Source organism: Ekhidna sp. (genome assembly GCF_040220215.1).
GTDB lineage: Bacteria > Bacteroidota > Bacteroidia > Cytophagales > Cyclobacteriaceae > Ekhidna.
In genome coordinates, this window is record NZ_JAVJTR010000023.1 from 128,260 (window position 1) to 142,724 (window position 14,465).

At 42.0% G+C, this 14,465-nt stretch carries 14 protein-coding genes; 6 read left to right on the forward strand and 8 right to left on the reverse strand.

Annotation, left to right across the window (positions count from 1 at the left end; genetic code table 11):
* Positions 1-3: 3 nt before the first annotated feature.
* The 4 genes from RIC88_RS16155 to RIC88_RS16170 form a co-directional block, all read right to left on the reverse strand.
* Positions 4-630, reverse strand: a complete 627-nt coding sequence (locus RIC88_RS16155; RefSeq protein WP_350218604.1) for a SatD family protein — start codon at positions 628-630, stop codon at positions 4-6.
* Between the two features lie 10 nt (positions 631-640).
* The gene (locus tag RIC88_RS16160) at positions 641-1,195 is read right to left on the reverse strand and encodes a hypothetical protein (RefSeq protein WP_350218605.1); all 555 of its coding nucleotides are present in this window, start codon (positions 1,193-1,195) and stop codon (positions 641-643) included.
* Positions 1,195-3,075, reverse strand: coding sequence for a DNA topoisomerase IV subunit B (locus RIC88_RS16165; RefSeq protein ID WP_350218606.1), 1,881 nt, complete (start codon positions 3,073-3,075; stop codon positions 1,195-1,197). Before RIC88_RS16165 ends, RIC88_RS16160 begins: the two co-directional genes overlap by 1 nt.
* A 141-nt stretch (positions 3,076-3,216) precedes the next feature.
* On the reverse strand, positions 3,217-3,633 hold the full coding sequence (locus RIC88_RS16170) for a hypothetical protein (protein ID WP_350218607.1): 417 nt from the start codon (positions 3,631-3,633) through the stop codon (positions 3,217-3,219).
* Positions 3,634-3,690: 57 nt separating this feature from the next.
* Between RIC88_RS16170 and RIC88_RS16175 the strand changes: the two genes are divergently transcribed.
* Entirely contained in the window at positions 3,691-4,896 is a 1,206-nt protein-coding gene (locus RIC88_RS16175; RefSeq protein WP_350218608.1) for a sterol desaturase family protein, read from the forward strand.
* Here the strand turns inward: RIC88_RS16175 and RIC88_RS16180 are convergent.
* The 4 genes from RIC88_RS16180 to RIC88_RS16195 form a co-directional block, all read right to left on the reverse strand.
* A complete protein-coding gene (locus RIC88_RS16180) occupies positions 4,893-5,411 on the reverse strand; it encodes an SRPBCC family protein (protein ID WP_350218609.1) in 519 nt (172 codons plus the stop codon). The two genes, RIC88_RS16175 and RIC88_RS16180, sit on opposite strands and share 4 nt — an antisense overlap.
* Before the next feature lie 7 nt (positions 5,412-5,418).
* Positions 5,419-5,736: an ArsR/SmtB family transcription factor gene (locus RIC88_RS16185; protein WP_350218610.1), complete on the reverse strand. Its 318-nt coding sequence runs from the start codon at positions 5,734-5,736 to the stop codon at positions 5,419-5,421.
* A 469-nt stretch (positions 5,737-6,205) separates the two neighbouring features.
* Positions 6,206-8,845, reverse strand: a complete 2,640-nt coding sequence (locus RIC88_RS16190; protein WP_350218611.1) for an ABC transporter permease — start codon at positions 8,843-8,845, stop codon at positions 6,206-6,208.
* Positions 8,842-9,165, reverse strand: coding sequence for a PadR family transcriptional regulator (locus RIC88_RS16195; protein WP_350218612.1), 324 nt, complete (start codon positions 9,163-9,165; stop codon positions 8,842-8,844). Before RIC88_RS16195 ends, RIC88_RS16190 begins: the two co-directional genes overlap by 4 nt.
* 707 nt (positions 9,166-9,872) lie before the next feature.
* On the opposite strand from RIC88_RS16195, the gene mnmE reads away from it, so the two are divergent.
* The 5 genes from mnmE (at position 9,873) to RIC88_RS16220 (ending at position 14,338) form a co-directional block, all read left to right on the forward strand.
* A complete protein-coding gene (gene mnmE / locus RIC88_RS16200) occupies positions 9,873-11,237 on the forward strand; it encodes a tRNA uridine-5-carboxymethylaminomethyl(34) synthesis GTPase MnmE (RefSeq protein WP_350218613.1) in 1,365 nt (454 codons plus the stop codon).
* A 245-nt stretch (positions 11,238-11,482) separates the two neighbouring features.
* Entirely contained in the window at positions 11,483-11,842 is a 360-nt protein-coding gene (locus RIC88_RS16205; protein WP_350218614.1) for a helix-turn-helix domain-containing protein, read from the forward strand.
* Positions 11,839-12,990, forward strand: coding sequence for a phage integrase SAM-like domain-containing protein (locus RIC88_RS16210; RefSeq protein ID WP_350218615.1), 1,152 nt, complete (start codon positions 11,839-11,841; stop codon positions 12,988-12,990). The genes RIC88_RS16205 and RIC88_RS16210 overlap by 4 nt, the downstream gene beginning before the upstream one ends.
* Positions 12,991-13,176: 186 nt before the next feature.
* Positions 13,177-13,491 (forward strand): hypothetical protein, encoded by a 315-nt coding sequence (locus RIC88_RS16215; RefSeq protein WP_350218616.1) that lies wholly within the window; start codon positions 13,177-13,179, stop codon positions 13,489-13,491.
* 10 nt (positions 13,492-13,501) lie between these two features.
* Positions 13,502-14,338: a class I SAM-dependent methyltransferase gene (locus RIC88_RS16220; RefSeq protein ID WP_350218617.1), complete on the forward strand. Its 837-nt coding sequence runs from the start codon at positions 13,502-13,504 to the stop codon at positions 14,336-14,338.
* Positions 14,339-14,465 lie beyond the last annotated feature (127 nt).

Here is a 14,465-nt window from a genome sequence, read left to right on the forward strand (position 1 = left end):
ATTCTATCCATTAACCAAATGATGAATTAAGTCTTTACACAACAAATATTCATCTATCGCCAGGCTCTTCCTTCTTCTCCACAACGTAGATTCATCTTTTTGATGGATTTTGGCCAGTGCTTTATAATCATGCCCTTGTAAAAAGCCCGAAACCGTACTTCTGTCTTTAGGGTGCCAACCGTCAATGAAATGCTGCGTTACCCTCATCATCTTGTTAAGCTCAGTAGACGACTTGGTTGAAATATAGAATCTACAGGTGTCTTTCTTCATTTCATTCAACCTTTTCCTTGCGTTTATCAATCCTGAACCTAAAATTTCCTGAGCAACTTCCGGATTGATTGCTGTTTCAACCAAACCTTCATAAAGCACGTACCTTAGTTTGAAATCAAATTCCTCTTCAAGAATGTATTCCTCCATGGCAAGTATGATGTCTATCCCTGTCAAAGCAGAAGAAACTATCCCCTGAAATTCGTCACCAGGTGCTATGGTTAGTGGCGATTCTATTGACTCACTGTATATCTTGTTCGTATAGCTAACCAACACCTGAAAATCAGCCATTAGCTGATTGCTGTCTTGCTCATTACTGGCAACTAAATCCGCCATCAATATGTGTCGCTTCCTTGCCTCCATGATGCAGAGTTTAATTTATTGCGTTTTTTTTACAAAAAATCATATTTTGCGTAATTTTCACAATCAATTGCTTGGTAACAACCTTTTCAGAGCCGATCTTTTCTTTATACTCTCGATGAGCCTTTCTTACAAACGATCTGATTCGATTTAATTCGGCATCTATCCGTTTGTAGTTGAAAGGGTACCAAAGCGAGGGTTTGCAAAACACTTCATCCCCAAACTGGTCATGATGGTAAAGCTTGAATTTATATAACCCATCCAGGCTCACAATTTCAATATCCTTTACATTGTAATAGGGTATTTGAATTTCATAATCTCCCTCCTTCACATACAGATTATCTTTGTCATATTCAATTTCCCTAATCCGGCCGATTGATTTTCTTATTTCAGGAAACCAGTAGAATACTAAAAAAAGAGGATACCCTATTCCCATGATGATCCCAATGAAATCACCTTTCGTACTAAAGGCAAAAGCATAGAATGAAATAAAAAGGGTCATAAAAGTAACCATCACAATCTTGTATCCTTTCACATATCTGGATGATAATGACTTTGACCGTTCCATCAAGCAACCTCTTCGACAATTTCCTTCACTTCAGAAACCAAGTCTTTCTCCACTCTCAGCTTATCAATGATGAATTGCTGCCGGTCTGGTGTATTCTTACCCATGTAAAAGGTTAACAGATCAGTAATACTGGTGTCTTTTTGCAAGATGACCGGATCCAGACGAATATCATCACCGATGAACGCGGCGAATTCATTGGGTGAAATCTCCCCTAACCCCTTGAATCGGGTGATCTCCGGCTTATTTCCAAGCTTAGCGATAGCATTCCTTCGCTCCTCTTCGGAGTAACAATAGATCGTTTCTTTCTTGTTTCTTACGCGGAACAATGGGGTATCCAGTATGAAAATATGGTTGTTCCGTACCAATTCAGGGAAAAACTGCAGAAAGTAAGTCAGTAGTAGCAATCGAATATGCATACCATCCACATCGGCATCTGTGGCAATGACAATCTTACGATATCGCAACCCTTCCAGCCCATCCTCTATATTTAGTGCATGCTGAAGCAGGTTAAATTCTTCATTTTCATAAACCACCTTCTTCGTATGGCCAAAGCAGTTGAAAGGCTTACCACGAAGCGAAAACACAGCTTGCGTTTGCACATTTCGCGATTTGGTGATGGATCCGCTAGCTGAATCCCCCTCCGTGATAAACACCATCGTTTCGTCTTTGATGGTGTCGTCACCTTTTTTATCGTTGAAATGAATTCTGCAGTCCCTTAGCTTCTTGTTGTGAAGGTTGGCCTTCTTCGCCCGCTCATTCGCAAGCTTCTTGATTCCTGCTATTTCTTTACGCTCGCGCTCCGACTGCTGAATACGTTTCAATAAAGCATCAGCGGTCTCTGAATTCCGATGAAGAAAGTTATCCAACTCGGTCTTTACAAAATCATTGACAAATGTTCGCATAGTTGGACCTTCCGGACCTACATTTTGAGAACCCAGCTTAGTCTTCGTCTGACTTTCAAATACAGGTTCCTGTACCCGTACGGCAATCGCCCCGATGATGGCAGATCGCACATCAGAAGCCTCGAAGTTTTTTCCATAGAACTCACGGATGGTTTTAACAATCGCCTCCCTAAAGGCCGCTAAATGAGTACCACCTTGGGTCGTGTATTGACCGTTTACGAACGAGTAATATTCCTCCCCGTATTGGTTGGCATGAGTCAGAGCCACCTCAATATCATCTCCTTTTAAATGGATAATCGGGTATCGAAGATTTTCAATATCCGCCTTATTGGTCAGCAGGTCTTTCAGTCCATTTTCGGAATGATACTTCTTGCCGTTCAGAACGATGGTGAGGCCAGCGTTAAGGTAAGCATAATTCCACATCAGGTTGTCCAGGTACTCAGGAATGAAGTGGTAATTTTTGAACACGGTATCATCTGGTTCAAAGATGATCTGTGTTCCATTTCTTCCTTCCGCTTTTTGAACCTTTGCATCGTTAGAAACTTCTCCTCTTTCAAACTCCGCAATCTTAGTTTCTCCGTCACGGTAGCTCTGAACTTTAAAGTATTTTGAAAGGGCATTTACCGCTTTAGTACCTACCCCGTTCAGACCCACAGATTTTTGGAAAGCACCTGAATCGTACTTACCCCCTGTGTTAATTTTACTCACACAATCCACCACTTTTCCAAGTGGAATTCCACGACCATAATCCCGTACGGTCACCCGGTGATCCGTCACTTTCACTTCGATGGTCCGACCATGTCCCATCATGTGTTCATCGATACTGTTGTCGATGATCTCTTTTACCAATACATAGATTCCATCGTCCGGCGAGCTGCCGTCTCCCAGTTTTCCAATATACATACCGGGTCTGAGCCTGATGTGCTCTTTCCAGTCAAGGGACTTGATACTATCCTCGGTATAAATCGCTTCAGCCATGCAATAAAATCGTTATAAATGATTTAATATTCTCTAATCCAAAGTAATGATAAAAATCCAATACTTACACGTAACAACCTAATACTCAGAAGTAGTTTTACTTCAAATAAGTCAATTTAATAAACTGAAATAGAGTGAGTTCTACTTCTTTTTGAAATACAAAAAAATCAAACCGATTACCCAAATAATGATGAGAATAGGCCCCATATAATTCAAGTAAGCAAAGCTTTCCGGTTCAATATGAGCAGGGTTATTCCACACCCCAATAAAGCCAACGATCAAGGTGATGTTGAAATTGATTACGAAGATGATAGCGTTCAGCCAGGCCTGTGGTTCTTTGGGTAAGTACTTAGCTCCGAGCGAGGTGACGAGTTTCAAAATGACGTTCACCACCACAAACCCTCCTACTGTGTAATAGAAAAATGTTTGCTTATGAAAGTCCTTCAACTCCTCCACATTCAGGTCAACCATAATCGGTAGATAGGCATACACCAACAACAGAATGGCCATAAAAAAAATGATTGATAATGAGTTAAGGACTTTCGTGGCTTTAATCATGGCCGCAAATCTAATCGGACTTCCAGATTATGTGCGCTCCAATCGCTAATTTTGAATATGGATTTTAATCCCGTTATTCTTTCCATTCCTATTTACTTCCTTTTGATAGGTTTTGAATTGATTTATCAGCTGGTTAAAAAGGCGAAGGTCTATCGAACCAATGATGCAATTTCAAACATCAGTTGTGGTATTTCCTCTCAGGTGACCAATGCTTTGTGGGGGGTTTTATCTGTTGCTTTATACCAATTCGTGTATGAGTATGGTGCTGTTTTCCAAATTCCTGATACCTGGTGGACGTGGGCGATCCTCTTTATCCTCGTGGACTTTTTCTATTACTGGTTTCACCGATCCAGTCATGAAATAAATTTTCTATGGAACACAGCCCATGTGGTGCACCATCAAAGTGAAGATTACAACTTATCGGTGGCTCTCAGACAATCCTCTTTCGGAGGCGTTTTCTCTATGCTGTTTTATTTGCCGCTGGCTTTGATGGGGTTTAGCGCGTATGCATTTTTAACAGTTAAAGGACTTAATCTCATTTATCAATTCTGGATTCATACAGAAGCTATTGAGAAGCTACCCAGGTGGTTTGAGTATGTATTTAACACGCCTTCGCATCATCGGGTACATCATGGAAGGAACCCGAAATACATTGACCGGAACCATGCAGGCACGCTGATGATTTGGGATCGCATGTTTGGGACCTTTCAGGCAGAAGAAGAAAAGCCTACCTATGGAGTTACCAAGCCCACAAACACATGGAATCCTGTCTGGGCCAATGTGCTCCCGATTGTAGACATGACCAATCAGGTGAAGGCAACCCCTGGTTTCTGGAATAAGCTCAAAGTACTTTTCTACAAACCCGGATGGCAACCCGTCGAGTTGGGTGGCTATCAAATGGCGCCTGAGGTTGATAAAAAAACGTATCGCAAGTTTGATGTACACCCACACATGCCGATGATCCGGTATGTATTTGTGCAGTTTATTTTGGTGCTTGGGTTTGCCTCCTTATTTCTATTTACACAATCCAACTATACCCTTGAAATCAAGTTAGCCATGGCCGGATTCATCATGTGGTCCATTGCACAGTTAGGCATTCTTATGGAAAACCGAAGGAGTTGGATACCTGCTGAATATATTCGTCTTTTAGCATCCGGAGCACTTATCGTTTTCTTGCTAGGTGGAACTACCTCCTACATTTTAGCAGGAGGATTTGTCTTCCTGTTCAGTTTTTGGCTCTTTAAATCATCTCAAAAGGTCTAAAAGTACTTTTCACCATATTCCTGCTCGAATCCCATGTGAATACTCCAAAAGCCTTTTGGTTCTCGATTGCTCATGCGATCTACCAGAATGTCTAAGTGCGTATGCCAGCCGGCCAGTGTGCCTACCAATGCATCTTTCGTTTGTTTCAGGTTCTCATGCGTCAATGTCAGCTTTACCTGATCTCTCTGTTCTTCCAATTTGATTGTAACCAACCCTTCCCATTCCAGAACCAGCAAATAAGGAGCTTCGCTCGTTTGTACAATTGCGATTGATTCAAACCCATCACCAAAGTCTTTATATTTCTCAGGTGTAGGTTCCGAAGGTGTGCCTAGCCTAGAGTTGTGAAACACCAATTTCATTTCGCCACCGGGCTGTAAATCAGTTTCACCTCCGGCAAACCATAGGGCACGCTTTTCCCCATCGGTCAGGTATTCCCATACCCGCTCGATTGGTCCGGGCAACATCCGTTCAAATTGTAATGTGTGATCTTCAATAAGTTTTCCGTATTTATCCATGATATAGTTAGTTAATGTTGTCTTCGTCTTTTAGCAAGGCTTCCAGTTTATCCAAATTCGTATTCCAGAATCTTCGGTATTGATGAACCCACAAAGCAATCTCTCCCAGCTTGTCCAGGTTCGCATGGCAGTGACGCTCTCTTCCCTGTTTCACGGTAGATACCAGCCCGCATTCCTTGAGGATTTTCACATGCTTTGATACAGCAGGTCTGCTCATATCAAAGCTGTCTGCCAGCTCATTAACATTTCTTGGTTGATGAGAAAGAATATCCAATATCTCTCTCCTTGTTGGATCAGCCACTGCCTGAAATACATCTCGTCGCATAATATGAAACCTGTTGGTTACAAGTATACTAAAAAAGAAACCAATTAGTTACGTTTTGGAAAGAAAATTAAGGTTCTTTATGTTCAAAACATCCCTATACCCACTAAAGTGGATATTTTGTACGAATTAATAATCTAATATGGCGTGTGTCACCCTGAGCCTGTCGAAGGGTGTGGGTTGTGCGCAAGGAAATAAGAACGATAATGTCGTCTTCGAGGATCTCAGACTGACAATAAAAATCACACAAAGTTTGACAGAGTGCGATTTTAAACCAAAGAGAACCGTCATTCAAAGACTCTCCGGGCTAATCGTTGGCAGCCACAGGAATACTTTCAATTCAAGGAGACTCCTCGCCTTTTCTCCATAGCTCTAACCAACAAGAAAAGGCTCTGAGTGACGTTGAGATAGATTCTTTTGGTTTTTAGTCCACAAGTCGGGGCTCGTCAGAACCATAACCCTTATGCTATCCTCACTCCTGCCTTAAACTCTCAACCGGATTCATTAAGGATGCTCGGATCGTTTGGAAACTTATTGCCAGACCACCAATAACTAATACCGCTCCTGTGGCCAGAATAAAACTCCAGGGATTAATAACGGTACGTTCTGCGAAATTTTGCAGCCAGTAATCAATCGCAAAGTAAGCTATTGGCCAGGATAGAATAGAAGCGATAAGTGCTGTGCGAACCATATTATTAGATAGTAGCCACACCAGCGTTTGTACACTCGCTCCCAGCACTTTGCGAATGCCCACTTCTTTTCTCCGTGATGAAATATTGAAGGAGATAAGGCCGACAAGTCCTAAACAGGCAATCAGGATGGATAAAGAGGCAAGCACTGTAAATATCTTTCCGGTAGCCCTTTCATTTTGATACAGCTTTTCGTACTCATCATCGTAAAAGAAGTACTGAAACGGATGGTCGTTCGTATACTCAGACCACTTTTGTTCCATGAATTCAATTGTCTTACGAATCTCCTGACCACCATTGAGCTTTACGCTGATGTATTTTGAAGATCGATCAGGCATCAACTCAAGCGAAACGGGTACGATCGGTTGATGCAACGATTCAATGTAATAGTCCTTCATCACGCCAATAATTGTAAGGTATTCTCCTCTATGCCATGGAGAGGTCAACTTCTGACCGATGGGGTTTTCATACCCCAGGGCCTCAACTGCAGATTCGTTTATTACCACGGCATTTGAATCTGCTTTATATTCTTTGGAAAAGAATCGACCTGCTACCAATTCCAAATCCATGACCTCATCATAGTGGAAGCTGATCTGATTATTCGGGAAAAGAAACGTCTCATCACGATCTACCGAACGATACGATCGTATGCTGTATCCTTTCCCCGGTAAGGTTAGCGAATGTACCACCTGTCGAACATTGGCATTGGTTTTTAACTCATCTTCAAATACCTCTAAATGATCCTGCAATGCATCCGGTCGTTGGATGACCAGCACCTGCTCTTTATCAAAGCCCAGGTTTTTTGTAAGCATGTAATCAATCTGATTGTAGACCACCAGTGTAACGATGATGATCACGATGGAGGCCGTAAACTGAATAACCACCAACCCATTTCTCAGCCAGCCTGAAGCTCCAACTGGTGACAAAGTTGTTTTCATGGCTGTAATTGGATGGAATCGTGAAAGCACAAATGCAGGATAAGTACCTGCGAGTACACCCACTCCAATAGAGAGCGCTAATAACAAAATTAAAACCCATGAACTGGAGAAAATTCCAAAAGCAAGTTCCTTTTGAAGGATAATCTCAAAAGAAGGTTTGAGCATATAAGCCAGAAATGCCGTTAGAAAGCCTGCGAATAAAGCCAGTAATACAGATTCAAAAATGAATTGTTTGACAAGTAATGACCAACTGGAACCCATCACCTTTCGAATGCCTACTTCACGTGCTCTTGTAGCAGACTGTGCAGTGGCCATATTCACATAGTTGAAAATAGCGATGCAAAGAATGATCAATCCAATAACGCCATAGATGTAGATATAAGAGAGGTTTCCAGGTGGTACCAGCTCCTTCCCAAAATCTGACTTCAGGTGAATGTCTTTGAAAGGAAATAAGTTGTACTTCACCTGGTTTCCGGAAGCTTCCCATTCCCCAATGGATTGCCCGGTGTAATACTCAATCTGTGGAGCCATGTACTTGTAGAAAATATCCTGCATTTTCGTTTCCAGCTCCGTTACACTGGTCTGGTTATGAAGAAGTAAATACGTATGTGCATTGCTACCTATCCAGCTGTTCCCATCATACACATTCGGCAGGCTGCTCAGGGATGCGAGCATGTCAAACTGAATGTGTGAATTGGCCGGTGGGTCTGCAACCACGCCGGTGATTACATAAAAAACAGAGTCTGCTCCCAGGATTAATTTTTTACCTATGGGGTCATCGTTTCCAAAATACTTTTTGGCATAGGAATCGGTAAATACCACCGATCGGGCTTCTTTTAGGGCCTCATTTGAGCTCCCTTCGATCAAGGGAAAGCTGAACACACTAAAAAAGGAAGCATCCACATACAACAGTCCATTTTCAATGAATTTACGACCGGACTGCTCTACTAAAATGGGATCATTTTTAACTACACGGACAGCATTTTTGACCTCCGGATATTCCTCCAACATTACTTTGGCTAAAGGAGCACTGGTTGGAGCTTCCCGATTGATCTTGCCATTGATGTTAGCCACCGTGCTAGCCCGATAAAGCTGCTGATGATTCGTGTGAAAACGATCATAACTGAGCTCATTGATGATATAAAAGGCAATCAGTACAAAACTGGTTAGTCCAATAGTTAGTCCTGTGAGATTGGTCAGGAAATAACGCTTATTCCGTGCGAAGTTCCTGATGGAAGTAAAGTAGAAATTTTTAAACATAGCAATATTTGAGTTTGACCTTGATTGTTTGAATGCAAAAGGACGTACCGCGCTAAGTACATCCAGGAAATAATGAATGGACGCACGGATCTTCCCATGACGCTCCACTCTGAGGAAGTAGAGTTCTTCCAGGTCACCCTGAAGAAACTCCAGCACATGGTCCGCGCAGAACCACTTCAGCAGTTGCCGGGCAAACCCGGGAGGATTTGATCTTGTCTTTTTCAATTGGTTTTCAGGTTTAGTCCGGGAACCTGACGTGAGAAAGCCATCCGAAGCTCGTTGGCTTCTTCCAGCACTTTAATACCGTGAGAGGTAAGTCGATAATACTTTTTTCTTCTCCCCCCTCGTTCATTAGTAGCTCCTCCCTCCGATGCTTCCAGGTACCCCTTTTCCTCCAATCGATAAAGCGCTGAATGTAACGCCCCGATACTTGGGTTCTTTTGGGTTTTCTCCTTCAACATCTCCTTTACAGTGACCCCATAGGCATCATCACCCAGGGCGCCAACGGCCAGCAATACCAATTCTTCAAAAGCTCCAAGTTTCATATAAGTCCTATTTATTTCCTATTTACAAAACAAATATATAATTATTTATTTCCTATTTGCAAATGAAATACAAAAAACTAGCATAATCGTTAGATCGAAGAGTGCGGAATACGCGTAAGGATTAAGAACCAAAGATTCCCATGAATCGGGCAACTTAGGTTACCCTCCCAAGGGAATAAGGACTTAATTGAAAGATTTAATCAAATGAGAATAGTCCTTCATTACAACAAAAATTGACCTGAGTACTGTCATTATGATCCTGCCTGAGGTAGGCAAGTGCAGCGAAGGATCTGCTTAAAACTTGAGGGAGAATTAGTACTAAACCAATAGACCGCAGTAAAATGTATTTTGTTGTTAGCAGCTTTTTCTTTCCCCTCATGCCAGGGAGGCACCTACTTTTTCATTGACAAAAAGTAGCGGTCCGACGATTCGGCAAAAGTCTAGAAACCTCGAAAGCTATCAACCCACAAGGCCCGACGCTAGCCCGCCGAAGTTTCCTTCCTATCGCGCCTTCCTCATTTAAGTAACTTACACAGCCTGCGGCTATGAAATGCACCACACCAAATCGCCGGCACGGTGAAACCCGGCAAAATCACGTGTTGGGATTGCGGGGTTAGCTGGATTGATTTTGCCTTGATTTTTTTGTTACTTTTTTCATCTAAGGAAAAAAGTAAGTATCTGTCCCTTTCTCCTATACTTTTGCACCCATGTCTCACATCAATGACACAATCACAGCCCTGGCGACTCCTCCCGGGCAGGGAGCACTGGGAATTATCCGTGTTTCCGGTACCGAAACGATCCCGATTGTAAACGGGCTATTTCGAGGGAAAGACCTGACGAAGGTAGCCTCCCATACCATCCACCTGGGGACGATACGTGACGATGAAAACAAAATCATTGATGAGGTATTGGTATCGATCTTCAAGGGCCCTCACTCCTACACTAAAGAAGATGTGATTGAGATCTCCAGTCACGGCTCACAGTATATCCTGCAGAAAATCTTGAGTTTGCTGGTAAAGAAAGGAGCACGCTTAGCCAAGCCCGGTGAGTTCACCCAAAAAGCCTTTTTGAATGGCCGGTTTGACCTGGCACAGGCAGAAGCAGTCGCTGACCTGATTGCATCCGAGAGCGCCAGCATGCAGCAGACCGCTATGAAGCAGATGCGTGGTGGGTTTTCTGATGAAATCAAAAACCTGCGGGAGCAACTGGTACACTTCGCTTCCATGATCGAGTTGGAGCTGGACTTTGCGGAGGAAGATGTTGAGTTTGCTGACCGTCAGGGGTTGATTGACCTGATCAATAAGATTCAGACGCTGATCCAATCGCTGATCTCCAGCTTTGAATACGGGAACGCTATCAAAAATGGTATCCCTACTGTGATAGCAGGCAAACCCAATGCAGGCAAGTCTACCCTTCTCAATGCCTTGCTGAACGAAGAAAAGGCGATTGTCTCTGATGTAGCTGGCACCACCCGGGACTTCATTGAGGACTCCATTTATCTGGATGGGATTGCGTTTCGGTTCATAGACACGGCCGGTATCCGGGAGACGGAGGACAAAGTGGAAAGCATCGGTGTACAGCGAACGCTAGCGAAAATGAAAGAAGCCAGTTTGGTCATTTACATGATCGATCTGGCGAATGATACACCCGACAACATCCGGGAACAAATCGAAGGGCTGAAGAAATCCAGCGTCCCGAGCCTGATTGTGGGGAACAAGGTAGACGAGGCGAAACCCGAGTTAAAAGCGCTCCTGGAAGGTGAAAACGCCGTATTTATCTCTGCTAAAGGAAAAGACCACCTGGACGACCTGAAGGTCCGACTACAGGCATTTGTAGCTGATACCAAAAGCTCCAGCGATGTGATCGTCACCAACGCCAGACATCTGCAGAGCCTCCAGCAAACCGACGAGGCGCTCAACCGCGTGATCGAAGGCATCAACATGCAAATGAGCAACGACCTGGTGGCTCAGGACATCCGTTCAGCTCTCTTCCACTTAGGTGAGATTACCGGTGAGGTGACCACTGATGATTTGTTAGAAAACATTTTCTCTAAGTTCTGTATCGGGAAGTAACTTCCCCAATCATCACAAACCACAAACAAAGAAACCTTAAATACAAGCTATAAAGCTATTTATTGATGTTTTCAGGTTCTTTTTAATTCGTGTTTTCTAGCGATTTTTTGACTCCTTTTGTACCGTATTTGTACCTAATTGTTTATCTTTATATAAGGTACAAAAATGGAGAGTATATGAAACATTTTGAAACAAATTGGATCATAGTGAAACTCCAGGATACAATCTGAAATTGAGAGATCACCATGAGTTCAAACATTAGAGTTCAGAGAATTTGTCAGTACTGTGGTAATGAGTTTACTGCCAAAACAACCGTCACTAAGTATTGCGGGGATAATTGTGCAAAAAGAGCATATAAGAAGCGTAAGAAGGAAGAAAAGGTATCTAAATCGAACACTGAGACTGCAGTTATCAAAACGCTTCCTATTCTGGAAATACAGGAGAAAGACTATCTCTCATTGGAAGAAGCTGCACGGCTCTTAGGAGTTAGCCGTACTACTTTGTACCGAATGAGGCGAGATGGCGCCTTACAGTTTGGAAAAATTGGTAAGAAAAAGGTCATCTCTAGAAAATCTATCGATCAACTGGTAAATCCTAACCCATGAAAGTTACACTACGCCAAAAGAAAATCTCCAAAGGAAGAATCAGCCTATACCTCGACTTCTACCCTCCTCTTGTGGATCCGGAAACCAAGAAGTCAACCCGAAGAGAGTTTCTCAAGCTTTATCTCTACGAGAAACCTAAAGGAGTTTTTGAAAAGCAGCACAACAAGGAAACCAAAATCCAGGCACAAAGCATTTGCTCGGCTAGGCAACTTGACATCCAAGCCAGCAGATTTGATTTCATTTTTAAGAAATCCAAACAGATTGATTTCCTCCACTTCTTCAAGAATTTGGCCAACTCCAAATGGGATAGTGACGGTAACCATGCCAACTGGATGAGTGCTTACAAGTATCTGGTGAGGTTCACGCATGGCCAGTGTACAACCGTAGATATCAACCTGCAGTTCTGTGAGGATTTTAAGGAATACCTTAAAACCACCCACTCACTGAAAAGTAAGTCCAGGAAGCTCTCGCAAAACAGCCAATCTTCCTATTTCAGTAAGTTTTCGGTAGCCATCGAAGAGGCATTTAAGAAAGGACATCTGGAGGAAAACTACATGCTTAAGATTGATCGAATCAAACAGAAGGAAACAGTCAGGGAGTTCCTTACCCTGGAAGAGCTCAAAGCTCTTTTCAATACTGAGTGCGAATCTTCAGAGCTCAAGAAGGCGGCCATCTTCTCTGCTCTCACTGGTTTACGCTGGAGTGACCTTATCAACCTAACCTGGAAGGAAATCCAATACTCAGAAATCAATGGCTATTTCATTCGATTCATTCACGAAAAGACCGACCGACCACAAACGCATAATATTCCGGAGCAAGCAGTTACCACACTTGGTTATCCCAAAGCTCCAGACCAGAAGATATTTGAAGGATTGAAGTATTCAGCTTGGACAAATCTCAAACTATCCGAATGGGTAATGCGTGCCGGAATCACAAAGAAGATTACATTCCATTGCTTTCGTCACACTTACGCCACCTTGCAGCTCTCTCTAGGAACCGACATTTACACTGTTTCGAAGATGCTCAATCACAAAACGGTAAAGACTACTCAGATCTATGCAAAGGTTATTGACCAAAGAAGAAAAGAAGCTGCTGAGAGGATTCCAAATTTGAGTGAAGATTCACATAAAATGAAAATAGCCAATTGAGTCTAACAAACAACACAAAAATATCCCTCAGAAAAAATCTAGAACATACAATATATCCTCCCTCCCTCTCCAGAGCTGAACATCCATTTCGTTTTTTTCCTATCTATCCACAGTTGGAGTTATAAAATTAGACCATCCGAATAGCAAAACATAGCTCATAGTCTCTTTAAAATGAATATGTCTTAAATGGATTTGGGGGAAATGATCTTATTATTGGTTGCGACCAATGGCAAAGAACAATACTCAACGCTTGAGTTAAAAAGAGAATTAGAGACTCGGTTTGAGATAAAAAAAGGGTACTTCAAAATTCGTAATGTACTAGGTAAGTTAGAGAAAAATGGTTCTATTAATACTTGTTACAAACCTGGTACAGCGACTAGGGGCTGGAGAAAGTTGAAATGTTATTCAGTAACACCATATGGAATAAAGCTCCTAAAAAGTTTACTCAATGAAGAGTACACTTTGCTCAAACAATTAGAAAAAACGTACACAAAGTTTTAGTAACCATTTAATGAGAAAACAAACCAGTTTTTATATCCATGGAAGTTCAATAGCTGAACAAACAAGGTTATCTCAATTAAATGATCTCTTAAATCAAGAATATTTCGATGAAGTAAGTTTTGGTTTAGAATATGAAAGAGTACTGGATGTTGGCTCAGGGCTAGGACACATTGCTAGATTATTTAAAAGAAACGCCAAAAAAGCAACTGTCATTGGTATCGAAAGAGACGAGGTACAAATCAAGTCTGCTTGCAAGCATCATGATCATGATGTTTTTCCTGTCAATTACCTTCAGGGTGATATTCAGAAATTAAAATTGGTCGATGATCTTACAGAATCCTTTGATGTCGTCCACTCGCGTTTCTTACTCGAACACATCAATAAACCACTAAAAGCAATTCAGACCATGGTTCAATTAACCAGACCTGGTGGTCAAATAATTTTGGCTGATGATGATCATTCCATTTTTAGAGTTTTTCCGGAAATATCTGGATTTGAACTACTTTGGAAAGCATACGAGAAATCCTACATCAACAGGGGAAATGACCCCTATATAGGGAAAAAGCTAGTTCACCTGTTACAGAAGGCAGGTATTAAACCTGTAAGGAATGGATTTACATTTTTTGGAGGGTGCGCTGGATCCCTGAGATTTGAAGGGACCGTTAGAAATTTAGTTGAAGTTTTACGAGGAGCCAGAGAAGCGATACTAGATACAAATATGCTTTCAGATTCTGATCTAATTGATACACTTACAAACATTGAAATTTGGTCTAAAAATAACAATTCATCAATTTGGTATCCCATTAACTATGCAGTAGGTGTGAAACCTATATCCCAATCTGTTTGATTTGACAAATAACTTAAATCTTCTCATCCCCCAGGTCTGCTAGTACAAAAAAGGAGAGGAAAAAATACCTCTCCAAACTCTACTATGAAACCACACTTTTTATTCATGAAACAATCTTATCAAAATC

Excerpts from the sequence above, each read along its gene's own strand:
- RIC88_RS16160 (WP_350218605.1), bottom strand. The coding sequence starts at position 1,195 with ATGGAACGGTCAAAGTCATTATCATCCAGATATGTGAAAGGATACAAG.
- RIC88_RS16165 (WP_350218606.1), bottom strand. The coding sequence starts at position 3,075 with ATGGCTGAAGCGATTTATACCGAGGATAGTATCAAGTCCCTTGACTGG.
- RIC88_RS16215 (WP_350218616.1), top strand. The coding sequence starts at position 13,177 with ATGGATTTGGGGGAAATGATCTTATTATTGGTTGCGACCAATGGCAAA.
- RIC88_RS16205 (WP_350218614.1), top strand. The coding sequence starts at position 11,483 with ATGAGTTCAAACATTAGAGTTCAGAGAATTTGTCAGTACTGTGGTAAT.
- RIC88_RS16170 (WP_350218607.1), bottom strand. The coding sequence starts at position 3,633 with ATGATTAAAGCCACGAAAGTCCTTAACTCATTATCAATCATTTTTTTT.
- RIC88_RS16175 (WP_350218608.1), top strand. The coding sequence starts at position 3,691 with ATGGATTTTAATCCCGTTATTCTTTCCATTCCTATTTACTTCCTTTTG.
- RIC88_RS16210 (WP_350218615.1), top strand. The coding sequence starts at position 11,839 with ATGAAAGTTACACTACGCCAAAAGAAAATCTCCAAAGGAAGAATCAGC.
- RIC88_RS16220 (WP_350218617.1), top strand. The coding sequence starts at position 13,502 with ATGAGAAAACAAACCAGTTTTTATATCCATGGAAGTTCAATAGCTGAA.
- RIC88_RS16185 (WP_350218610.1), bottom strand. The coding sequence starts at position 5,736 with ATGCGACGAGATGTATTTCAGGCAGTGGCTGATCCAACAAGGAGAGAG.
- mnmE (WP_350218613.1), top strand. The coding sequence starts at position 9,873 with ATGTCTCACATCAATGACACAATCACAGCCCTGGCGACTCCTCCCGGG.
- RIC88_RS16155 (WP_350218604.1), bottom strand. The coding sequence starts at position 630 with ATGGAGGCAAGGAAGCGACACATATTGATGGCGGATTTAGTTGCCAGT.
- RIC88_RS16180 (WP_350218609.1), bottom strand. The coding sequence starts at position 5,411 with ATGGATAAATACGGAAAACTTATTGAAGATCACACATTACAATTTGAA.
- RIC88_RS16195 (WP_350218612.1), bottom strand. The coding sequence starts at position 9,165 with ATGAAACTTGGAGCTTTTGAAGAATTGGTATTGCTGGCCGTTGGCGCC.